Origin of the sequence: Nostoc sp. (genome assembly GCF_036919575.1) — a bacterium.
In the GTDB taxonomy this organism is placed as follows: Bacteria; Cyanobacteriota; Cyanobacteriia; order Cyanobacteriales; family Nostocaceae; genus Nostoc.
Window position 1 is genome coordinate 87529 of the sequence record NZ_JBALBY010000022.1, and the last position, 22273, is coordinate 109801.

17 protein-coding genes and 1 pseudogene are annotated in these 22273 nt (G+C 42.1%); 8 read left to right on the top strand and 10 right to left on the bottom strand.

From position 1 onward, the window contains the following. Window positions 1-14: 14 nt before the first annotated feature. Window positions 15-824 carry an Npun_F0296 family exosortase-dependent surface protein gene (locus V7K27_RS07315; RefSeq protein ID WP_334945742.1) on the bottom strand — a complete coding sequence of 270 codons (810 nt, stop codon included), beginning with the start codon at window positions 822-824 and terminating at the stop codon, window positions 15-17. Between the two features lie 453 nt (window positions 825-1277). On the opposite strand from V7K27_RS07315, the gene V7K27_RS07320 reads away from it, so the two are divergent. From V7K27_RS07320 to V7K27_RS07335, 4 genes are all read left to right on the top strand, one after another. After that, the gene (locus V7K27_RS07320; RefSeq protein WP_334945769.1) at window positions 1278-2501 is read left to right on the top strand and encodes an anhydro-N-acetylmuramic acid kinase; all 1224 of its coding nucleotides are present in this window, start codon (window positions 1278-1280) and stop codon (window positions 2499-2501) included. Window positions 2502-2759: 258 nt separating this feature from the next. After that, the gene (locus tag V7K27_RS07325; protein ID WP_334945744.1) at window positions 2760-3206 is read left to right on the top strand and encodes a hypothetical protein; all 447 of its coding nucleotides are present in this window, start codon (window positions 2760-2762) and stop codon (window positions 3204-3206) included. Between the two features lie 408 nt (window positions 3207-3614). After that, window positions 3615-4634, top strand: coding sequence for a glycosyltransferase family 2 protein (locus V7K27_RS07330; protein WP_334945746.1), 1020 nt, complete (start codon window positions 3615-3617; stop codon window positions 4632-4634). Window positions 4635-5604: 970 nt separating this feature from the next. Continuing rightward, window positions 5605-7176, top strand: a complete 1572-nt coding sequence (locus tag V7K27_RS07335) for a serine/threonine-protein kinase (RefSeq protein ID WP_334945748.1) — start codon at window positions 5605-5607, stop codon at window positions 7174-7176. 471 nt (window positions 7177-7647) lie between these two features. Here the strand turns inward: V7K27_RS07335 and V7K27_RS07340 are convergent, their stop codons facing one another. From V7K27_RS07340 to V7K27_RS07355, 4 genes are all read right to left on the bottom strand, one after another. Continuing rightward, the gene (locus V7K27_RS07340; protein ID WP_094348015.1) at window positions 7648-7845 is read right to left on the bottom strand and encodes an NblA/ycf18 family protein; all 198 of its coding nucleotides are present in this window, start codon (window positions 7843-7845) and stop codon (window positions 7648-7650) included. Window positions 7846-8485: 640 nt separating this feature from the next. Beyond that, the gene (locus tag V7K27_RS07345) at window positions 8486-9223 is read right to left on the bottom strand and encodes a PP2C family protein-serine/threonine phosphatase (protein WP_334945750.1); all 738 of its coding nucleotides are present in this window, start codon (window positions 9221-9223) and stop codon (window positions 8486-8488) included. Window positions 9224-9241: 18 nt separating this feature from the next. Next, window positions 9242-10927, bottom strand: coding sequence for an ABC1 kinase family protein (locus tag V7K27_RS07350; RefSeq protein WP_334945771.1), 1686 nt, complete (start codon window positions 10925-10927; stop codon window positions 9242-9244). Window positions 10928-11084: 157 nt separating this feature from the next. Further along, on the bottom strand, window positions 11085-11411 hold the full coding sequence (locus V7K27_RS07355; RefSeq protein WP_334945752.1) for a DUF6825 family protein: 327 nt from the start codon (window positions 11409-11411) through the stop codon (window positions 11085-11087). An 809-nt stretch (window positions 11412-12220) separates the two neighbouring features. Here V7K27_RS07355 and V7K27_RS07360 point away from each other — a divergent pair. The 3 genes from V7K27_RS07360 (at window position 12221) to V7K27_RS07370 (ending at window position 13846) form a co-directional block, all read left to right on the top strand. After that, window positions 12221-12553, top strand: a complete 333-nt coding sequence (locus V7K27_RS07360; RefSeq protein ID WP_334945753.1) for a DUF433 domain-containing protein — start codon at window positions 12221-12223, stop codon at window positions 12551-12553. A gap of 2 nt (window positions 12554-12555) precedes the next feature. After that, on the top strand, window positions 12556-12918 hold the full coding sequence (locus V7K27_RS07365; RefSeq protein WP_334945755.1) for a DUF5615 family PIN-like protein: 363 nt from the start codon (window positions 12556-12558) through the stop codon (window positions 12916-12918). A gap of 88 nt (window positions 12919-13006) precedes the next feature. Continuing rightward, the gene (locus V7K27_RS07370) at window positions 13007-13846 is read left to right on the top strand and encodes a Uma2 family endonuclease (protein WP_334945757.1); all 840 of its coding nucleotides are present in this window, start codon (window positions 13007-13009) and stop codon (window positions 13844-13846) included. A gap of 21 nt (window positions 13847-13867) precedes the next feature. Here V7K27_RS07370 and V7K27_RS07375 read toward each other — a convergent pair whose 3' ends face one another. The 5 genes from V7K27_RS07375 to V7K27_RS07395 form a co-directional block, all read right to left on the bottom strand. Beyond that, a complete protein-coding gene (locus V7K27_RS07375; protein ID WP_334945759.1) occupies window positions 13868-14452 on the bottom strand; it encodes a Uma2 family endonuclease in 585 nt (194 codons plus the stop codon). A 25-nt stretch (window positions 14453-14477) separates the two neighbouring features. Beyond that, complete coding sequence (locus V7K27_RS07380; protein WP_334945761.1) at window positions 14478-17207, bottom strand: CBS domain-containing protein; 2730 nt, start codon at window positions 17205-17207, stop codon at window positions 14478-14480. Between the two features lie 53 nt (window positions 17208-17260). Next, a complete protein-coding gene (locus V7K27_RS07385) occupies window positions 17261-17422 on the bottom strand; it encodes a hypothetical protein (protein WP_334945763.1) in 162 nt (53 codons plus the stop codon). A gap of 246 nt (window positions 17423-17668) precedes the next feature. After that, window positions 17669-20482 (bottom strand): GAF domain-containing sensor histidine kinase, encoded by a 2814-nt coding sequence (locus tag V7K27_RS07390; protein ID WP_334945765.1) that lies wholly within the window; start codon window positions 20480-20482, stop codon window positions 17669-17671. Between the two features lie 447 nt (window positions 20483-20929). Beyond that, complete coding sequence (locus V7K27_RS07395) at window positions 20930-21400, bottom strand: N-glycosidase (RefSeq protein WP_334945767.1); 471 nt, start codon at window positions 21398-21400, stop codon at window positions 20930-20932. A gap of 509 nt (window positions 21401-21909) precedes the next feature. Between V7K27_RS07395 and V7K27_RS07400 the strand changes: the two are divergent. Then, window positions 21910-22273, top strand: a pseudogene (locus V7K27_RS07400) (hypothetical protein); the annotation flags it as partial.

Sequence of the window (22273 nt, forward strand, 5' to 3'; positions counted from 1 at the left end):
GCTTAGGCATCCACTTATGACAATTGCAAAACTGACTTTTTGTTGACTCGACGAGTCATAACTGAAGTAGCACCCACAAAACCAATCACAAAAACTGCGAATAGAGAAGAAGACTCAGGAACTGCTCTGGTAACTACATTACCAGTAATACTCTTGTAGCCAGTGGCGACTGTGTGATTATCTGATTCAAAACCAGTTCCGCTAATGTTGCCATTTTTGTCAATATTGCTGAATTGAACCTGATCAAAAGTTCCGGCAACATCATAGAAGTTGATGAACGCAAAGGGTTCGTTATTATCCTGACCTTTGAATGCCGAATTAGGATTACCGTAGTAGGTGGCTTTATTTGCTAACCCTGCGATATATTTAACCACATCAGCAGTAGTTATAGTTTCTACAACCACTCCTTTTGAAAGAAATGTAAGTGCGTTACTATCGTCTCCCGCAGACCACCAAAGTCCAAAGTAATTTTGTGCGGTTGTCAAATTTAGGGTGGAAACCGTTTGACCATTCCCCGATCTACTCGTGTCTACATCAAAATATCGACCTGTTCCACCAGCACCACCATATTGGTCTGCATTCTCGATCAGAGTATTCGTGTAGCTACCAATCTTTGTGCCTGCATCAGTCCATGTAAAGCCTGTTGGACTGGAACCTTGTATTTGTGCATCAAAATTTTGGACATGATAATTTACAAGATTTGATAATTCTACATCTTGTTCTATTGATACCGTAAAAGACGAAGCCATTACAGGACGGGTAGCAGTAGCTAAGGACAAAACGATACCAGAAGCGATCGCGGACTTAATTAAAAGACTTTTCATTTTACAATTCTTCTCGGTTTTAAAATTTTCCTCGTTCAAAGCCCATTGTGCGATATGCTTCTAGATTTAAACATCAGAAGGATTACTACTTTTTCGATTTGATTCTACCCAGATAAAAGTGTAATTTATTGGACTTCATTTAGAGTAAAATCACTGATGTAAAGTTATGTAACATCTATCGCTTTATGTAGAGAGCGCAAAGTTATCGGTGCTAAATTGTAAACAAACTTTTTTTATAAAAGGTGCTATTTTGTGACTTGCAGGCAGTTTATATTTTTAGGGTTCTAGATAAAGAAAGCATGAGGCATGATGTCGATAATTTGTCCGGGTCTGGAAGCATAAGCTTATCTGCTACTCGTTTTTATCCAGTCAACTATGCCACCTGAGTTTTTTTGACATGGGTAGTAACATAAATTAAACTACCTATTGCAATCAACAAAAGAATCTTTATCAATGCATCCGACTGAAGAAGTTGCTGTTTCTACTCGCGTTATCGGTTTAATTAGTGGCACATCTGTAGATGGTATAGACGCTGCGTTGGTAGAGATTTGCGGTACAGAATTGGATCTCAAAGTTGAGTTGCTAGCTGGGGTAACATATCCCTATCCAGCCGAACTCAGAGAAAGAATATTGGCAGTTGGTGCAGGCGTTGCCATCTCAATGGCAGAATTGGCAGAAATAGATGATGCGATCGCCATTGTCTTTGCCCAAGCCGCCCAAGATATTCAAATTGGTCATCAGCCAGCCACTCTTATTGGCTCCCACGGTCAGACAGTTTATCATCGACCACCTGCGGATAGGGAAATCGTGAAGAAAACCACTCCCCACTCGCCACTCGGCTACAGTCTGCAACTAGGGCGCGGTGCATTAATTGCCCATCTTACAGACATTACAACTGTGAGCAACTTCCGCGTTGCTGATATCGCTATTGGTGGTCATGGTGCGCCTCTGGTGCCCAGAGTAGATGCCTATTTACTCAGTCATCCCCAGGAGGGGCGTTGTATTCAAAACATTGGTGGTATTGGTAATGTTGCTTATATTCCGCCTCGGCATGGCGACTGGCTCTCAAAAATTCGCGCTTGGGATACTGGCCCAGGAAATAGCCTGTTGGATCTGGCGGTGGAGCATTTAAGCGCTGGTGCTAAAACTTACGATCAAGATGGCAATTGGGCAGCGAGTGGTACTCCTTGCCATCCATTGGTAGAACAATGGCTCAACCAAGACTACTTTCATCTACCCCCGCCTAAATCTACTGGTCGAGAGTTATTTGGTGTGACTTACCTGCATCAGTGTTTAAAAGATGCCCAAGCATACCAGCTTAATGCTGCCGACGTACTGGCAACTCTTACGGAACTTACAGCTGCTTCAATTGTTCATAGTTACCGCACTTTTTTGCCGGAAATGCCACAACGGGTACTATTATGTGGCGGTGGTAGTCGCAATCTGTATTTGAAACAAAGATTACAGTTATTGTTGACATCAATACCAGTCTGGACTACAGATGAAGTCGGCTTGAGCGCAGATTTGAAAGAAGCGATCGCCTTCGCCGTTTTAGCCTACTGGCGACATTTGGGTATTCCTGGCAACCTAACTACTGCGACTGGGGCACCTCAAGAAGTGCTTTTGGGAGAAATTTACCAAGGTCGGGATTCAGTGCTGAGTGCTGTTAGCGAATAGCTAAGGTTTAGCCCGTGCTGAGACAGGAAAAACAATTAAATAATTCGTAATTCGTAATTCGTAATTCGTAATTAACAATTCAAAATTAAATACATTTTCAGGGCATTGGGAAGAAAGCAACTTCTTCGCCATGCCCCATTCGCCATGCCCAAAAACTCAATTCCCTTGAGTGGATGGAGTTTTTTATTCTTCACTTCATTACTCAACACTGCTATAACTATAGTCTTGGTGGTACTCGATCAAGGCAGGGAATAGAAGGTGGCTCATACTTTTTTATTGGAACCAGGACGCTGGGTAATGCAAGGAAATTGGCTGGAACGTAATGGTATGCCAATCAGCGTCAAGGGTATGACTTTGGTAGCTTGGAATCGAGATAACTGGTTTACTATGGCCACAAAACTGATATTTCCTGGTAGCGATCGCTCGGAAATCTCTCTACAATACAAGGGGCGGTTGCATGAGGGAGAACGTCAGTATACTTTTTTACTCCAACATAATCTTTTGGGACAGGTTGAAGGCGAAGGCTGGATTGGTCTAGATACTATTGTGCAGCATTACCAAGTACTAGGCGATCGTCAGCGTCGTAATGGGTTTGAAACCCTACACCGGATTTCGGAAGATACATACTACCTCAGCAGTGGCATCTTGGCTGGTCATTTTTTAACTAACACAATGGAAGCTAGCCTAGAGCGTCAGTCAACCTAAAAATTTAGGGAAAAAAGCTTGATCTCGATATAGCCGTTTTAAGAGGTTAAGTGCTGCTTGACAAAAGGTATTACAGACTATAGAATCTGACAGCGATCGCCCTTTGGAGGAAAGTTTGTGAGCTATGGAATATCTCATGCCCGACCTTAACGAGCAATCGTTTATTCTTACCTATTTACTTACTAAATTGTAACTAAGTAGGCAAGAATATATCAAACTATGTTACGCAATATAAAATTTATGAAATAGGCTCGTAGTAAGGGTTTGAGTCCTCAAAAATGGGCTAGATCCGCTCACTACAGACCTGGGATTATTTATGTCTACGTACTTATAGTAAAAAATAAATTTTCAAATTATCATCAGGATTGCAGCATTTTGATCTAACCGTATAGTCAGGAGTTCAGTTTCGTGAATCCTAAAGTCTCTGTCATTATCCCTGCTTACAATACTGAAGCTTATATTGCCAAGGCAATAGAGTCAGCCTTAAAGCAAACGCTTACTGATATTGAAGTTATCATGGTCGATGATGCTTCAAGTGATAAAACTGTAGAAGTTGCGAAAAGTTTTACTGACCAACGTCTCAAAGTGATAGTTAATCAACAAAATTTTGGGGTTTCTGCTGCGCGTAATCGTGCCCTCAGAGCAGCCCAAGGAGAATGGGTTGCTGTTCTTGATTCAGATGACTGGTATGCTGCTGAAAGATTAGAAAAACTTGTGTTGCTGGCAGAGGAAACAAATGCAGATATGATTGCTGACGATCTTTATTTAATCAAAGATGGTGCAACATCTCCTTGGAGTACATTGATTCAAGAAAGTGGAGAACATATAGATATAGATAAAATTCTCCAAATTGATATCATTCATTTTGTAGAAACTGATGTTTATGGACAAGCAGGGTTGCATCTTGGTTTAAGCAAGCCTATATTCAAACGAGAATTTCTGGTTAAGCACGGCATTGAGTACGATGAAACCTTAAAGTTCGGTGAGGACTTTTGGCTTGATATGAAATGCTTAATCAATGGCGCTCGCTTTTTTCTTGTGCCAAAACCCTATTATTTCTACCGCTCACGCCCCAATTCTATTGTAGGTCAAAGCATATTGTTACGTCTAAATCAATGCTGCATAGCTATTAATTCTTTCATGCAACAAGAAGTTGTGAAAAAAAATCCAACTTTAATGCGTGCTCTATCTTATAATCTTGCAGCCTTTAAGAAAAATCTAGCTTACTTTCAAGTTGTAGTGCCTATCAAGCAAAAAAAATGGTTAACAGCACTAACAGAAATCAGGAAAAACCCGTACTTTTTTTATGATTTTATTTATCGATTTAACAATATTATCGAACGTCGAATCGAATACTATATAAAGGGTAATAAATCAGTTTTTGACATGACTTATAACCTACATAGAAAACGAAAAACTACCAATTAGTGCTATCACAGTTTTATCAAAAAATAATACATCCTTAGGTAGTTAGAATTTTAGGTTTTAATTTCGGGGTTTTCAGCCAACATTTTTATAAAATCTGCCCAGCACGACTTCATGTCGCCACATCAGGCTTTATTGATATTCAAAACTCCGCACTCAGTTCTTAGAACTCTGTGGTGAGTCTGCTGCTATCTAACCCTGTTTTGTCACTCTCGGAATCTTTAATCTCAGCCAAATTCTGAGACTTTGATTTAATCCAGGTTTGAGGCTTTATTTCCTAACAGAAACTAAAATTTATAGACAAAAAGTGAAAACTAAAGCCCCGTAAACCTTTGGGCGATTAGATTCTCCCAAAGTGACAAAAGAGGGCTAATTACAGCAGAAATCATGTATTTGAACCACATCTGTCGTAGGGGTACAGCATTGCTCATTGGTGTGCCCCTACCGCGTGGTCTATTTACCTGAAAATAGCTGTAAGGGTTTTGGCAGATACTAGAGTTATTATTTAGTCAAAATTGGGCAAACTAAAACTACACGATAATTAAAGTGCAAAATGGTACAAAACGTCATTATAAATCTACCCTTTCTGCTTGTTTGATCTAGTATGTTGCACCAGTTGTAATAACCGTCTCGGTTGCAACCTGCCAGATCCTGCTAAAAGAGGACTGAAAAAAGCTAAGTTGATGTGCAGCTAAATTGTATAACACGAAAACCCAAAAATATTGTAGTGCGGGCAACATGAGCGCGTCCAATATACAAATTAAATACGCAACAGCTTAGTACAGCACCGCTGAAAGAGAGCAACGATTGAAAATCTCAGCACAAAAGCTTACCCTATAAGCTTTTTGACTTCCGACTTCTGCCTTGCGGTACAAGCCTAGAAAGTCATTTCTGGGCGCAATAATTCAGATATCAGTTTGAATGCACTTTTCCTCCCAAACACTTACAACCTGCTTTTGGATTCAAATTCTCTATGTCAGACCCCAACATTGGTCGCTTACTAAGCAAACGCTACCAACTCCAGGAGTTAATCGGTACTGGAGCAATGGGTCGAGTTTATCGTGCTAAAGATACTTTGTTGGGAGGTGTACCTGTTGCAGTTAAGTTTCTCGCTCTATCAATCCAAAATGAAAAGCTGCGATTGCAAGACCGCTTTGAGCGAGAAGCAAAAACCTGTGCTTTACTAGGGCAAAAAAGCATCCACATTGTCCGAGTTATGGACTATGGCGTAGATGACAATAACACCCCATTCTATGTCATGGAATACCTGCAAGGACAAAGCCTGAACAATATTATTCGCAAACAACGACTGCCTTTACCAAGATTCCTGAGTATGGCGCGTCAACTCAGCCTGGGGTTACAGTGCGCCCATGATGGCATCCCAGTTGAGGGCACAATTTGCCCAATTATCCATCGGGATGTCAAGCCAAGCAATATCCTGGTGATTCAAGATCCCAGTTTTGGAGAATTGGTCAAGGTTCTAGATTTTGGTATTGCGAAGTTATTGCAGTCAGATGGCGACCATACAAAATTTTATTTGGGGACATTGGCTTATTCTTCTCCCGAACAGATGGAGGGTAAAGAATTAGACAACCGTGCTGATATTTATAGCTTGGGCGTGATGATGTTTGAGATGCTCACAGGCAAAATGCCACTGGTGGCACCAACTCACTCTTTTGGGGCGTGGTATAAAATACATCACTATCAAAAACCACGTTCTTTTACTGAGGTTGCGCCTGGATTAGAATTACCAAAAGAAGTCGAAAATTTGGTGATGAGTTGTCTAGCTAAAGTACCACGCGATCGCCCCCAAAATATCGCTGAAATCCTCAGAGTTTTAGCATCTTTAGAAAAGCCTGAGCATATACGCATCCCTAAGCAAGACAGCCATGCCCTAATTCCTGCTACTACAGTTAGCCCTAAGCTTGTTAGCCCTAAGCTTGTTGAACAAAAGGCCAAAGCCGATTTGCGGGCATCCTGGTCAAACGAGGAAATCGCTCGTACCATTTCCTGGCCGCCAAATAAACCAATTGCCGATATTGTCTTTCCCCAGGCCATTCATACCAATGGGCTGATTTTACCAGCTCTCTGGGTGATGCTACCGCAAGAGGAAATTCAAAAGCGCTTACTCTGTACCCGCTATAATCAGTTTCTTTTCATCTCTGTCCCTCATCCCATGCTGCTATGGATTACTGTCATCTACAACCGCAAACATGGCGCTAAATGGTTGCCTTACTACCTTGATCTCAAAACCAGTCTTGGTCAAGAAATTGCCCGGTTACTACAGGATTCAGGTTACTACCGCCTGTTGTTCTTTGCACGAGAAACACCAAATCGCTGTACCCATATCTTACTTTCCAGCGTCGCTTCTGCCCAGCGCCAACGACTGCAAGAGTGGGTCGCAATCAGCAATACATCAATTTCCTCTGCCGACCCCCAATTTAGTAAAAGCTTACTCAAAAGCGAGTATGAAAAGATTAAGCCTCAAATTCTGGCAAAACTGGAAAGTATTGATACGGATTCTCCATACGATCTTTCCAGCTAGGCATAATTTCTGAATGTTATATGTTTCAGATGGAACTAAGGGGTGTACACTCCAAGAATGTAAACTTTTATAAACAAAATATATATAAAGATGTAAGTTCTAGTTATATGTATAAAGAGCGAAATAACTAGCTGCCAAAGCAGTCGGATCTAAATTCTCTGTTGCTCTTCCTGTGTACATATTTCAGATGATTATAAATTTACGCAGGTGGGATTCTCAGACTAAACGAAACAAAAACAAGTTTCGCTAAAACAAACAATGAATTTGGCCTACGAAGCTAAAGTTAGGTCTAGACTCCAGCAGATGTGGCGTAGAAAATGTTGACTCATTCTTAGTTAATTTCGTGACTTGAAATTTTGCGCCACCCTTGTGGAATTAATTATCGAAGTTGACGCCCCGACAGCCCCAGCTCTTTTCCTCTTTGGAACCAAGCAAGAGAAGGAGGTCGTCCACTGCGACATCAGAACGACTCTATGCCATAGTGGAACCGGAATCTAAGCCCCACTGGTGCTTAAGAAGCTCTTGATAAGTTGCCTCGCGCACTACCATTTGCTCATATAGCTTCACCAAAAAGTCTTTAGCTTGTTCATGGCTCATATTTTGCACCTGAGTAGAAAATGAGCAGATACTGAATTGCTGTTCCAAGGATAGTTTCATTGGTTGGTTCATAAGTTAACTCCGAAAAAAACAACGCGTAAAGGTGATATCGCTTACAGAAGACCAAATGGGATAATATTTGGACTTGTAACTGTCCAACATTTGTTTGTTCCTCCGTATTAAGAAAGATAACAATTGTTTGACAGCTTTGCCCACATTCTAAATGGGGAATTTTTCTGCTCTGATATTTTGCACCTAATCCTACTGATATACCACCCAAGTCAGACGAGGCAGATTCCGGAAAATCGGCTCTGTTTGGACTCAGATAGATATAACTACCTCTGTCACTCCTCCTACTTTGCACAACTCTTCTTTGAGGAGAAGAGCAGGTACTATCCTTAGCCCCCGATAGTTTTTCTGTTTAAGAAAAACTAAGATGCTGTCTCCCGAATATGGACGAAACTTCGGAGGGTAGGGGTTTTCAGGAGGTTGGGGAATGAATGGTAATAAGCGTGAATTATAGTCGCTTTACCTTATTACGTGCAAGATGTCAATTTACCAATTTATGCAAATTTAGCCTCATTAGCGCACTTTGGAGGCTAAAAGTATTTGTATCAAATTGTAAAAAGGAAAAATGCTCACGCTGAACAAATTGCTGAGTATATTTACCGGATTTGTCATTTGTCCTTTGTCCTTGGACAATAAGTAATGACTAATGACTATTTTCTTCGAGTGAGACGATGACAACTGTGATGTTATCGTGCCCTCCGTGGTCTTTGGCAGCCTCAACTAGAGAGATGGCGGCTTTATCAATCCAAGGGCTGTCTTGGAGGCAGCTAGCAATCTTCTGTTCCACAAGTTCTTCTGTGAGACCATCACTACATAAGAGCAAGCGATCGCCAACTTTTACATCTAGTGGTTGCACATCAATGTGATGCAAGTCTTGACGCCCCAAACAGCGCGATAATACATGACGAAAAGGATGTAATCGTGCTTCATCTAAGGTGATGTCACCGATTTTGATTGCTCGTGCTACCCAAGTGTGGTCTTCCGTTACCTGTTCTAATTGCGACTCTCGGAAGCGATACAGCCGGGAATCGCCAACATGAGCGCACCAGGGCGACTCTGGGGCGCGAAAAATTACCGCTACAACCGTTGTACCCATGTCGGCGCGTTCGGGATGATTTTGCTGATCGTGCAGAATCGCTTCATTGGCTCCCCACAAAGCTTGCTCGATCAATTCTTCGGAAGATTTAGGAGATTGCCAATTTTCCACCAAATACGCCTGAATTTCTCCAGTAGCAATCCGACTTGCTTCCTCACCTCCCGCATGACCACCCATGCCATCGGCGACAACGAAAAACCGCCCCTCTGGGTCGATATAGTAACTATCCTGATTATTAGAACGAATAAGTCCCGGATCGGTAAAACCCGTGAAATTAAGTTTCATAATTTTTTTTTGCAACAATTAATACATACGATCGTAACGGTCAAGGCGTAAAAGTAGTCGGATCAGGATCGCTGAAAGCCCTGCTGCAATTACAGCAGGGATTAGTGCCCACCATTCATGATTGCTAACTACTAAGATCGTAGCTGAAAGTGTGAAACCACTGATTAACAGAGCATAACTTATTGAAAGTTGAATACTGCTCTGCCGCCGCAACAACCGTTCAGTTTCTATAGAACGAACGCGCAGGCGCATATCTCCCCGCTCTAGCTTTTCTAGTGTATCCTCTAATCTACGTGGTAGACCAAAGGCAGTACTACTTACTTGAGCTGCTTGACGACTTAATTCGTTAATAAAGCTATTCCCCTCAGAACCATTCATATCGGTCATAAGCTGCATTGCATATGGTTTGGCAACTTCCATAAAGTTAAATTCTGGATCTAAACCTTTGCCTACCCCTTCTAGAGTAGAAAAGGCTCGCATCACAAAAGTGAAGGTTGCTGGAAATCTAAATGGCTGATTATAAGCTATTTCGTAAAGGTCGTCACTGATTGCGGCGACCGATTGATTTTCAAAGGGCTTATCCATGAAATTATCCAGCATGTACTGGACGGAACGCCGCACTGGTCCCATGTCATCGGTTGGGGCGATCGCGCCTAAATCGATCAGAGACTGCACAACGCGATCGCCGTCTTTTTGGGCAATACCAAACAGGGTTTGCATCAATCCTTCACGGACGTTAGCTTTAATCCGCCCCATCATGCCAAAATCGTAGAATATTAAAGCCCCACTTGCACTAACGGCAATATTGCCTGGGTGGGGATCGGCGTGAAAAAAGCCACTATTAAGTAACTGAATTAAATAGGCTTGAGCGCCTTGACGAGCGATCGCCTTTCGATCCAAACCTGCTGCTTCTAAAGCTTCGTATTGGCTAATTTTAATTCCAGGGAGATATTCCAAAGTTAGGACTCTAGACGTGGCGTAACGCCAATATATTCTGGGAACATTCACCCAATCGTAGCCGCGAAAGTTCCGGCGAAAAGTATCAGCGTTACGACCTTCGTTAAGATAATCAATTTCTTCCCAAAGAATACGACAACACTCGTCATAAATACCCAACCAATCTCGCCCCCGTCCCCATTTGGGATGGTTTTGAAAGTAGCGGGTAATTCCCATGAGAATTTTTAAATCTATTTCAAATAACTTCTTTAGTCCAGGACGTTGCACCTTGATAACGACTGATTCCCCACTATGCAGCACAGCTTTGTGTACTTGCCCCAAGCTAGCAGCAGCTAAGGGAATCGGTTCAAAACTATGGAATAGTTCAGGAATTTTCTTGCCTAGTTCTTTCTCAATGGTCGCTTCTACTTGCTCATAGCTAAATGCCGGTACTTTGTCTTGTAATTTGGCTAGTTCTTCTACATATTCACCAGGGAATATATCAGCACGGGTAGAAAACAATTGCCCGACTTTGATGAAGGTTGGCCCTAAATCCAGCAGGGTATTACGAATCCAGACCGCCTGAGTTTTGCGTCTTGCGGCTTGCTTTACCTCAGTTACTCCACCCGCGTAACTCCAAGATTTGTTGTATAGCCAAAGCTTGAACATTAAGGTCAAGACAAAAGACCAAATGTCCACAAAACGCCGTCTGCTAGAGTAGTTTTCCCGATTCCAACGGTATGCCTTTTCTGAATAACCTTGTTCCATATGCTTTGTGTACCGTTGGTTTGCGATCGAATCACCTGGAAGAAAAGACACTCTGATTCCTAAACTGTTTTTTCTTAAGTGTCCTTTGTCATTTGTCCTTTGTCATTTGCGTATAATTTTTTACTAATGACTAATGACCAATGACTAATGACAAAATTTATGCAGAAGTTCGGCGATAATGTTGCAATTCTGTTCGTAACAGGGCGATTTCTGCTCGCAATTCATCAATATCTGCTTGCAAGTCACCGGAATCAGAACTGGCTTGCCGACTACCTGTGGTAGATTGACCAGCATTAGCTGCTTCTGCTGCCCGATTTGCCCGCTCTAGGACTTCATCTGTAAACTGGCGCAACTGCTCTCTAGCTTCGGCATCAAATTTGCCCAAATCACTCAAAGCATCGGTCAAGGCGACCTCTAAACGCTCATTAACTACTTCAGCTACCGCTCTGCCTACGAAAAAGGCTTGCACAAGGGGGTTACTCATAAATTTTTGTTACGTTGCACCGCAAAAGAATTATAACTTGCCTGTATGCTTTACGGCTTCTGTTGTAGAGCTAGAAATTTGGGGTTAGCGATCGCTTTTTCTATTTCCCCATCTCTATTTTTCCTCACAAACACTTCATGTCAAAAATATTGATTAATTAATGTATCCCTGGTAATTTAAGTATATTTGCGTATTACAAAACCCAGATCGAACCACTGGAAGTCGCGGCTACACAAAAGAAGTCCGCGCAGGCTGACTACATTTTCTAGTCTGCGGAGGCACGCTTTGTTCTGGTAGCCGCGATTTTAATCGTTTGCTGCAAGATGTGAAAACACCATATTTGTTGCCCTTGAACTATGAATAGCTATCCAGATTTTAGCGAATACGGCTATCAAGTTTTGCGAAAATTGGGACGTAATCGGGAAGGAGGAAGGATTACTTGGCTAGCAGCAAAAGTTAATACAGGGGAACAGTAAGCCGTAATTAAACAGATCCCCGACTTCTTAAAGAAGTCGGGGATCTTGTCTTGTTTGTGAGGAAGATAAGATCGCACTCTCTTTTTTTCTGCCTAACTTAAGGGGATGTTTTAAAAGTGGCCGGCTGTAATTTTAGGCACTTCTAGATCCCCCCTAACCCCCCCTTAAAAAGGCTACGGTGTATACACAACTCGAATTACCCCCCTTAATCCCCGCTTATAAAGGGGGGAAACAATAAAAATCTGGTTCCCTCCCCTTTATAAGGGGAGGGTTAGGGTGGGGTAAAAAAGATTACCATATATATAATAAATAACTATTGATATAGGTTAATCTATGTCTACCAAAAATATTGCAGAGTATTTCAACTTTCTTTCTTCTGAAGATATTAGACTGAAAGATTCTAGAATTGGTATTGAAACAATTCTTTATGAATACATTGATTGTGGACGTTCTCCAGAAGAAATTGCCCAAATCTATAAATCAATCTCTTTAGAACAAGTATATGCAACTATCCTTTATTATCTGCAAAACAGAGAAACCGTCAGTGCTTACATGAGAAACTGGATAGAACACGGTCATAGAATGAGAGAAGAACAGAGGCTTAATCCTCCACCAGTATCGGATAAACTGCGCCAACTCCGAACTGAAAGACAAGTCAGAAAGTAAACATGACGCTGAAATATCTGATTGATGAAAATGTCAATCCTATCTATCCAAATCAAATTAGGCTAAGAGAACCTGATATTATGATCAAAGTAGTAGGAGAATCAGAAACTCCACCGAAAAGTACACTCGATCCAGTAATTCTGTGTTGGTGTGAGAAAAATAATTTTGTGCTTGTGACAAACAACCGAACCTCTATGCCAGGGCATTTAGCTGATCATATCGCTGTTAATCGTCACATACCAGGAATTTTTATCCTCAATCCAAACTTGAGTATTGGTGAAAATATAGAAGAACTCATAATAGTTGCTTTGGCATCAGAAGACGATGAATATCAAGACAGAAAAGTTTATTTACCCTTACCCTAAAAATAGGATACTTTTACAGTCAGCTACGCATAGCCATCTACAACTCTGTTAAAATCAACCCAGAACTAATTAATGCCGGATTGATTCTATGACCATCGCCCAAGAATCAGAATCTACTGAAGATATTTCGCAAGATGTGATATTTCCACCAGGTGATTTATATAGTGACGAACCTCCCTGGGAAACAGAACTGCATATGCGACAACTAATCTTACTTTTAGAATGCCTGAAATGGCTGTGGCGAGAGAGAAATGATTTTTATGCGACGGGAAACCTGACTATCTATTACTGTACGCAACAACTAAAATCAAGACACCTTAGTAGCCCAGACTTTTTTGTAGTATTAGAAACAGAACGTAAAATCCGCAAAAGTTGGGTAGTGTGGGAAGAATATGGCAAATATCCCCATGTCGTCGTAGAAATTATGTCTGAATCAACAGCCCAAACAGACAAAGGTATAAAGAAAAAAATTTACCAAGATACTTTTCGCGCACCCGATTATTTTTGGTTTGACCCATATACATTAGAATTTGCGGGATTTCATTTAGTAGATGGAAAATATCAACCTTTACAAGCGAATGCACAAGGGCATTTGTGGAGTAAACAATTAGGATTATACTTGGGAATTCATCAGGGATTATTACGTTGGTTCACACCAGATGAACAATTAGTACCGACACTAGAAGAAACTATCGTGCAGGCACAAGAAACCGCAGCACTTGCACAAGAAATCGCCGTACAAGCCCAAGAAAAAGCAGCACAAGCGCAAGAAAAAGCAGCACAAGCACAAGAAAAAACAGCACAAGTACAAAAAAACGCCGGACAACTAGTACTAACACTTGAAGAAATAACACAACAGGCACAACAAAAAGCAGAACGCTTGGCAGCAAAACTGCGGGAATTAAACATCAACCCAGATACAATTTAGAGTGCTGCGATCGCATTATGATTATTCATCTATTTCAAAATTAACTTCTTGATAAATATCGCTGAAGGAAATTTGAAAACCTATTGATTTTAGTGATAATACAGCATCTACTGATTCGTATTCAGTTAATACCCATTGCCCTTCAGCATTTTTATTAAACTGCTCAACAAAATACTCATATTGATTAATCATAATATATTCTTTGAGTGTCGCAATAGAACGATAAAATCTAAATTTATTAGTTCGATCGTGATTCTCTGTCGATTTAGATAATACTTCCACAATCATTATGGGATTGGTGACTGTAGTAGTGCCAGTTCCCTCATATATTGGTTCTCCCTGAATAACCATGACATCAGAATAAGTGTAGATCCGATAACGCTGTATCCACAATTTGACATCACCCATGTAGATTTTGTAATTTTTACCCCGCATCGTAAATTTAAAATTGGCGTAAAAATTACCTGCAATTTCATTATGATTGGTCGTACCACCAGCCATAGGAATTATTTCTCCATCTCTATATTCATTTTTGGATTCTGATGTCTCCTCTAGTTGTAAATATTCCTCTGGACTGTAGGATTTTTTCGGTGTTTGTGTTTGCATAAAAACCAGATGTGTGAAATATAAATTAATGAGGATAATGCTTGGCTAAAAACTCTTCAGCTTCTGTGCGATCTTTAATCACTCCATCCAAGGTAGCAGCAAGTACATCATCTAAGATTTGCCGATACTGCGGCCCTGGTTTGTAACCAAGTTTCTTTAAATCATTGCCATTCAATAGTGGCTGCACATTCGCCCAAACAGTCAAATATTCCCAAATCTGATGTCTAATCTCTCGCGGACTTTGCACGGCGATTAAAATCAGCATTGGTAAATCATATTGTCGCAACAACTGCACTACTTGACTGGGGCGTTGCAAAGTGGGTAATAATGTCATCGCCTCAGTTTGCACTTGAGCTAAGTTCTTCAGCCTCGCAATGCTATCCTCTGGCAATTGCAGATTTTTTGCTACTTTCGCTCGATATTCTGCTGCTAGGTGGGCGATTAATGTTTCTAAGCGCATTTCCCAATGGATAAGGGTTGGTTGCGGGTCAAATCGCCGCAAACAGCGTTCTAGCAAACGTAATTGTCGTATGACTTCCATATCTAGCTTCAGGCTAGGATGGATACATTGCAACGCCCCTAAGTTATCGAGTAACTGCAAAGCCGATTTCCAGTAGGGGGCTTCTAGGATGTGCTTTAATTCTGTTTTCAGTCGAGTTTGCAGGGCTGGAGTTCTGCTATTCTCTTGAGCAGTGCGATCGTAAACGCCACTGTTGATGGCATAGCGGATAAACTCTTCAGTTTGCGGTTCAATCTGAAATCCGAAGCGCACAGCAAAGCGCACACCACGATAAATCCGGGTGGGGTCTTCGATAAAGCTATTGGCGTGTAAAACCCGAATTTGTTTAGCTTGTAAATCGATTAAGCCGCCAAAGAAGTCAAGTAGGGGCACAGCAGGCTGCGCCCCTACACCAGCACGGGGAGTAGTCAGGCGCAAGGCGAGGGCGTTGATGGTAAAATCTCGACGATACAAATCTTGACGAATGGAACTCGCCTCAACTTCTGGATTTGCGGCTGGATAAGGATAGAATTCTGTTCTAGCAGTGGCAATATCTACCCATAAAGAATCTAATTCTGGGTCTTTGTGCCACAGCAAAGCAGCAGTTTGAAAAGCCCCGTGAATTTCTAAGCGAGCCGCAGGGTAAAGTTGTTGTAGTGATGAAGCTAATTCTACACCAGCACCGACATCTGCTGATTTGTGAAAACCATCAACCACAAGGTCAATATCTTTAATCATCAAAGTACCCGATGCTTGGGCTAATAGCAAATCTCGCACCGCACCCCCCACTAGATAAAGATGCCAACCCCGTTTTTCTGCCTCTTGCGATGCTGTGGTAAGTAGTTGCCACAATCGAGGAGCAAGTTTATTCTGCAATTGAGGGAGATTAAGATTACTTTCCCCCCTTCTTCCCGTCTTTGTCTGTTCCTCTCTTCCCCTCTCCTCTTCTCTTTCCTGATGTAATTCCCTCAATACATCAGTACGAGTGACAATACCAACTAACTGCTCATTCTCCATTACTGGTAAGCGTCCGATATCATAAGTCACCATCACCGACTCAATTTCTGGCAGTGTTGTATCTGGCATAATTGTTTTCAGATTTCTTGTCATGTAACCCTTAACTGGCGCATGACTAAATCCGTGGTGCAAGGCGATATCAATATCCCGCCGCGAAATAATACCTACCAGTTGCTTTTGAGCATCAACTACAGATAAACCAGAGTGTCCATAGCGTAATAAAATGCGCTGGGCTTCGCCAATTGTGGTTTCAGGCAGAATAGTGCGGACAGGAGAAGACATCAAATCTCTAGCGGTGGGGGGATGGGGAATTTGTGCTTTTACTCCGTCCAGGAGTTGTTTTAATATTGCCTGCGAATCTACTTTGCGTAAGTTCAAGGATGCAGCTTGCGAATGACCGCCGCCGCCCAAAAGTTGGAATAATAGGTTGAGATTTGTTTTGGGAATTTGCGATCGCCCAATTACTGTTAAGCGTGAATCACTTTCACCCAAAGGATACTCATTAGCTAATAGTATGGCATCAATTTCGGTTAATTCTACGAGTTCGGAAGCCAGACTCGATAACCCCGGCACAAAACTATCTGTTTTCAGAGTTACCCAAGCAACCGTATATCCATGTAGATAGAGATATTCTAAATTTTCCAGCGCCTCAGTTAATAGCTGCTGCAATTGTAAAGACAAGCCAGGGTCACGGTAGGTAGAAATTACCGACAAACTGGCACCTTGTTGCATCAACCAAGCCAAAGCTAAAGCATCCCGTGGTGTAGACTGGTCAAAGGTCAAAGAGCCAGTGTCAACGTGGATACCTAAAGCCATCACAGTTGCTTCGGCAGGAGTCAGGGAAATTTGCTGTTGTTGCAATTGCTCAACGATTAAAGTTGTAGTGGCTCCTACCGAGGAAATATGCGATCGCGTGGCGGGAATATCTGATTCTTGTCCTAAGTGATGGTCATAAATTATAATCTCTCTTAAATGGGGCAAATCTAACCACTCGGCAGCTTTACCCAAGCGATCGCGGTGTTGCGTATCCACCACAGTCAGAGAACGAATTTTTTCTGGATTCACCGAACGGCGTTCAATCAACGGATATTCATCCCGATGCAATGCTAAAAAATCCCGTACAGTAGGATGAGAACCGCCAGTCAGCACAACCTTACTTCCCGGTAGTAGGCGTGTTAGCCCTACTGCTGCTCCTACCGCGTCAAAATCTGCTGTTGTGTGGCAAAGAATTAAATCCATCTATATGCTACTAACTTACCAATACAAACTCAATCCTACTCCCGAACAGTTTGTCACAAAGCATAATATCCACTAGTAACTGACATAGCCTTGACCGCCATTAAGGTTATTTTATCGGATCTATGCGATCGCACTTGCCATTCCGCAGCTAAAAGGGCGGTTAGAAACCGCACGCCAGGTGCAACAAGAGTGGCTCGCCGACGCCAGTCGCTCATGGGGGAAACCCCCAAGACCGCGCTGGCTCCCCAACGCACTGGCTTGTCTACACGAGACTTTACCCACCTTTCCTGCGGAACGCCAAGGGCGAACGTGGGTTAAGAATCCTTGATTTTGTATTAGTCCACGAACGCGAACAGCGTCTCGAAGAGAAGGTGGACTAAGTTTTGTGTAGCCGCGAATTCTATTCGCCCTGGCTTTGTTTGTGTAGCCGGGAATTCTATTCGCCCTGGCTCTAAGTTGACTTAGGGTGAAATAGTTAAAATCTTGGTTGGAGTGGCTGGAGGCTTGACGGGAATCTCAATCCAGAACTCTGTACCTTTGCCAGGTTCTGAAATGCACTCCATTATTCCACCATGTTTTTCGACAATAATCTGATAGCTAATTGACAGTCCCAGTCCTGTACCCTTGCCTACAGGTTTGGTAGTATAAAACGGGTCAAAAATTCGCTTTTTCACCTCTTCAGTCATTCCAGACCCATTGTCAATAATCCGAATCAACAGACGAGAGTTGTCTACTGAGAGTTTAGTGGAAATGTGGATAGTGGGCAGTTGTACTGAGCGTTCCCGAAGTACTAGGGATAGGTTATACTCATTGTTCCCATTGTTCTCTGTGATCATTTCCTCATTCCCCATTCCCCATTCGCCATTCCCCATTCCCAAGGCATCTATGGCATTGCTGATAATATTCATGAATACCTGATTCATTTGGCCAGCATAGCATTCCACCAGTGGGATGTTGCCATAGTCTTTGATTACCTCAATGCGGGGAAATTCAGCATTTCCTTTCAGCCGATGTTGCAAAATTAATAAGGTACTGTCAATGCCTTCATGCAGATCAACGCGCTTGTTTTCAGACTCATCCAAGCGAGAAAAATTGCGTAATGACAGTACTATTGAGCGGATGCGATCGGTTCCTACTTGCATTGAGTTGATAATTTTCGGGAAGTCTTCTAGCAAAAAGTCAAAGTCCATTGCTTTGATCGCGGTGCTAATTTCACTATGGGGATGGGTATAGTGTTGCTGGTAGAGACGTAAAATGTCTAGGAGTTGTTCGGTGTACTCACTGGCGTGGCACAGGTTCCCGTAAATAAAGTTAACGGGGTTGTTGATTTCGTGGGCGACACCCGCCACCAACTGTCCTAAGCCGGACATTTTTTCGATCTGAATCAATTTTATCTGTGTTTCTTTGAGTTCATTTAGAGAATGCTCTAACTGGACAGCTTGATTTCTAGATTCAGTTTCGGCATTACAGGTTTGTTCGTAGAGTTGTGCTTGTTGAATGGCGATCGCAGCCTGATCTGCTAACTGTTGCAATAAATCAATTTCTCCATCCTGCCAATTTCTGGGAGCCTCACACTCATGGGCAATTATTAAGCCCCATAGTTCCACACCAATCCTAATCGGAACTATTAAGTTTGCTTGCACTTGCAGACTCTGCAAAAAGTCTCGATGACAATCACTTAAATCAGCAGTTGAAACGTTGTTAATTGCCCGTATCCTGCCCTGAAAGGATAGACGGCTATACTCATCAGAAAAGCATTCTGCTGGTGCATTCAATCCCAAAACTGATTGCCAATTGCCATTAATCTCTTCCACAATCACTGATTTAGTCTTCATTTGAAAAATCAGCACTCGGTCTGAATTTATCAAGGGACGGACTTCCCGAACGATGGATTGCAGGGTTGTCTGCAAGTCTAATGTGCGGCGAATATGCTCTGTGACTTGCTTGAGTACTTTGGCAAGCAGTAATGATTTTTCGAGTTCAGCAGTTTGCTCCTGCACCTGCAATTCTAGGTTGGCATTGAGCGTCTGTACCTGTTTATACATTTGGTGCTGCTCAATTGCCATTGAGAAATGCTCGGCTAAGGCTTGCGCTAACAAGATTTCTTCCGGTTTCCACTCAGATGATTGCCCCTTTTTTTGCTCTCGCCAAAGCTCAAAGGAAAGCTGGGGTAACACTTGTCGGCGATTTTGTTCACATCGTCCCGCCCACAAGACTTCTGTTTCAAATTCAGAGCGAAAAATGCTTAATACACCAATAAATTTTTCGCGGTAATGTAGGGGAATCACCATCAGTCCGCGAATTTTAGTAGAACGGAAGGCTAAAGCCAAAACTCGCAAACGTGGTTCTTTGTAGAGGTCATCACTTACCCAAACATTACCTGGTTTAGACTCAGCCATCCAGTCTTGCCATACCAGATGCTCTTCGATAATATTGTCATCTGACTCATAGGGGAGTTTCGGCTGGTCGCCCCAGGTGTATAGTTCCCGATTCTGTTCAATGTGAAGCCTGCCACCGACTCCACCGAAGCCATTAATAACTTGTTCTAGGGCTTTCTGTAATTGGATTGTCGGTAGTTTATGTAATAGTGTGGTAACTCGGTTAATAGTAGCTTCTCGCTCTTGCTTGGCGAGGGATTGGGTGAGTAGATTACTTTGAGCGATCGCAATCCCTACTTCGTCAGTAACTTCCTGCAATACTTTTAGTTCTCGCTTCAAAATCTCTCGCGGTTCACTGTGGTGAGCTACTAATAATCCCCACAATTTAGGCTTTGCCGATTGTTCTTGGAGGTCGGAATGTAAAATTGGGATTACTAACGAAGACTGCACGCCCATTGCCTTTAGGTATTGAATATGGCACGAGTCTACCTGCCGATAGTAGATATTGCTTTCTAGATGTTTGCCAGATTCTATTGACTTTAGAGGCGATAGCCCGATCTTCCCGTTTGGCACATCCACAATCGAACGTTGCCCCAGTAACAAAAACATCTCTCTGGCGGCTTCTGGAATATCATCAACTGGGAAGTTTAACCCCAATAAAGATGGCAGACGTTGTTCATGAATAGATTCAGCAATGACTTCACCATTACCACTAGCATTAAAACGATAGACTTTCACCCGGTCTACATCCAAAAATGAACGCACTTGGCTAACGGTAGTCGTTAATATTTCTGGGAGGTCGAGCGATCGCCTGATCTGTTTGATCATCCGGTGTAGTAAACTTTTTTGGACTACTAAGCTTTGTTGCAACTGGTTTGGTTTATCGGTAATTGTCATTGTTTATATACAGTATGACTGAAGTCTAATTTTTTTATAATTGTAAAACCTCACCCCAACCCTCTCCTTAGTAAGGAGAGGGAGCAAGAGTCTTGTTTTTCATCTGGTATTTTTGGTTTCACTGAGATGCTCCCCTCAAACCCTTTGGTAGGTAAATCAGCAAATACTTTCAAAATATCCTCTCAAGTCTAAAGTTGATAAAATATTAATCCAGACACCCATCAATTTTATATTCTTAATCATCAAACTATTTCAGTGATATCACTCAACTAATTTCTTCATAATTGCTTTATGGGGAAAATATTTTCCCCATAAAGCAATTAATTCGGATTTTTTCAAACAAATAACTAAATTATTAGCAACTTTTTCAAATATTTTTCGCTAGGGAATTTTACTATTCCCCGTATAATTGCTGATTTTATGTTGAATGTAACTATTTTGATGAAACTATTCGTAAATTACCGTTAAAGATCGTAAATTACGGATTTCTTCACGCACACTCATGAGAGTTTTACCTAGATGGTTTTGACCGGCTTGATTAGCACCACAGCCCCAAAAAGAATCGGTTGGGGAGTTTTCAACCAAAATCTCATCGCCTGTCCTCAAGAGAACTTCTCTAATATCGGCATGAGTGAGAAACTTTTTGAGTACAGCTTCTCGCATAATTTGAGTTTTAACTAAATTCCAGTCTCGACGGAGTTGGCGATCGCTACATCTTCCCAAAGCGGCAGCTTCTTCTGGGGTGGCGGCGGCATGGATCAGGGGTATAATTGCTGCATCTGTGCTGCCGACAAACTTTTGGGCTTGATAATAATGCTCAACGGTTGCCCAGTAAGTACCCTGGATGTGGATTTCGTGGGGAGAAAAGTTAGAAAAACAGCCATAAGGCTGCCAAACCTTATAAAAGTAAATGGTCATTTGAAAATTGCTCTTTTATATATCAACTTCAGGGTACCTGAAAGTTTTAGATTTCAAAACCCAAATTTTCTTGTGGGATGGGTGTCCGCACCCGTCCTATATTTAGGGTGGGCAGGAAAGCCCACCCCACAAGATGGATAATTTATTTCTTGTCAGTCCCTTAAACCTTGCACTTCGCTTCACCTTCAGCCATGATGTTGCCAGAGGATTCGTGACTCAAATGACAAAACTGAAATTCAGAATTCAGAATTCAGAATTCAGGAGTCAGAATTCAGGAGTAAAACAGGCTTGATACTTGGCTTTGAGACGAATCGTTAGGGAGCATCTCAATGAGTGTAAAAAGCCTTGTAAAACCTCACCCCAACCCTCTCCGTGGGTTCGGAGAGGGAGCAAGAATCTTGTTTCTCGTCTGGTATATTTGCAACACTGAGATGCTCTCAATCGTTGTGTACTTCACCTTCCTTGAAATCTGCTGTAATTAGAAATATAAACTTTTGGAGATTTTAATCATGAATATTCGTCGAATACTAGTCGTGACAGGGATTCCTGTTTTGGTTGGCACATTTGGTTTTATTTCACTCAATCAGGCAAATGCCGCTAATCAATTCCATCAAATTGCACAGGCGCAACTACCATCCAACCAACCATCGGAGAAAGAGCCGCGTCCACCCCGACCGAATTTTGCAGCAGCGGCGGCAAAGTTAGGAGTTAGTGAAGCACAGTTAAAGGATGCGTTGGGAGTTCCTGCCAATTTTTCAAATCAAGGCGATCGCAATCAGCGTCCACCCCGACCGAATTTTGCAGCAGCGGCGGCAAAGTTAGGAGTTAGTGAAGCACAGTTAAAGGATGCGTTGGGAGTTCCTGCCAATTTTT

What these genes read in the sequence shown, in the direction of transcription:
- V7K27_RS07315 (WP_334945742.1), bottom strand. Translation starts at nt 824, where the DNA reads ATGAAAAGTCTTTTAATTAAGTCCGCGATCGCTTCTGGTATCGTTTTG.
- V7K27_RS07320 (WP_334945769.1), top strand. Translation starts at nt 1,278, where the DNA reads ATGCATCCGACTGAAGAAGTTGCTGTTTCTACTCGCGTTATCGGTTTA.
- V7K27_RS07335 (WP_334945748.1), top strand. Translation starts at nt 5,605, where the DNA reads ATGTCAGACCCCAACATTGGTCGCTTACTAAGCAAACGCTACCAACTC.
- V7K27_RS07340 (WP_094348015.1), bottom strand. Translation starts at nt 7,845, where the DNA reads ATGAACCAACCAATGAAACTATCCTTGGAACAGCAATTCAGTATCTGC.
- V7K27_RS07345 (WP_334945750.1), bottom strand. Translation starts at nt 9,223, where the DNA reads ATGAAACTTAATTTCACGGGTTTTACCGATCCGGGACTTATTCGTTCT.
- V7K27_RS07350 (WP_334945771.1), bottom strand. Translation starts at nt 10,927, where the DNA reads ATGGAACAAGGTTATTCAGAAAAGGCATACCGTTGGAATCGGGAAAAC.
- V7K27_RS07355 (WP_334945752.1), bottom strand. Translation starts at nt 11,411, where the DNA reads ATGAGTAACCCCCTTGTGCAAGCCTTTTTCGTAGGCAGAGCGGTAGCT.
- V7K27_RS07360 (WP_334945753.1), top strand. Translation starts at nt 12,221, where the DNA reads ATGTCTACCAAAAATATTGCAGAGTATTTCAACTTTCTTTCTTCTGAA.
- V7K27_RS07365 (WP_334945755.1), top strand. Translation starts at nt 12,556, where the DNA reads ATGACGCTGAAATATCTGATTGATGAAAATGTCAATCCTATCTATCCA.
- V7K27_RS07370 (WP_334945757.1), top strand. Translation starts at nt 13,007, where the DNA reads ATGACCATCGCCCAAGAATCAGAATCTACTGAAGATATTTCGCAAGAT.
- V7K27_RS07375 (WP_334945759.1), bottom strand. Translation starts at nt 14,452, where the DNA reads ATGCAAACACAAACACCGAAAAAATCCTACAGTCCAGAGGAATATTTA.
- V7K27_RS07380 (WP_334945761.1), bottom strand. Translation starts at nt 17,207, where the DNA reads ATGGATTTAATTCTTTGCCACACAACAGCAGATTTTGACGCGGTAGGA.
- V7K27_RS07385 (WP_334945763.1), bottom strand. Translation starts at nt 17,422, where the DNA reads ATGAGCGACTGGCGTCGGCGAGCCACTCTTGTTGCACCTGGCGTGCGG.
- V7K27_RS07390 (WP_334945765.1), bottom strand. Translation starts at nt 20,482, where the DNA reads ATGACAATTACCGATAAACCAAACCAGTTGCAACAAAGCTTAGTAGTC.
- V7K27_RS07395 (WP_334945767.1), bottom strand. Translation starts at nt 21,400, where the DNA reads ATGACCATTTACTTTTATAAGGTTTGGCAGCCTTATGGCTGTTTTTCT.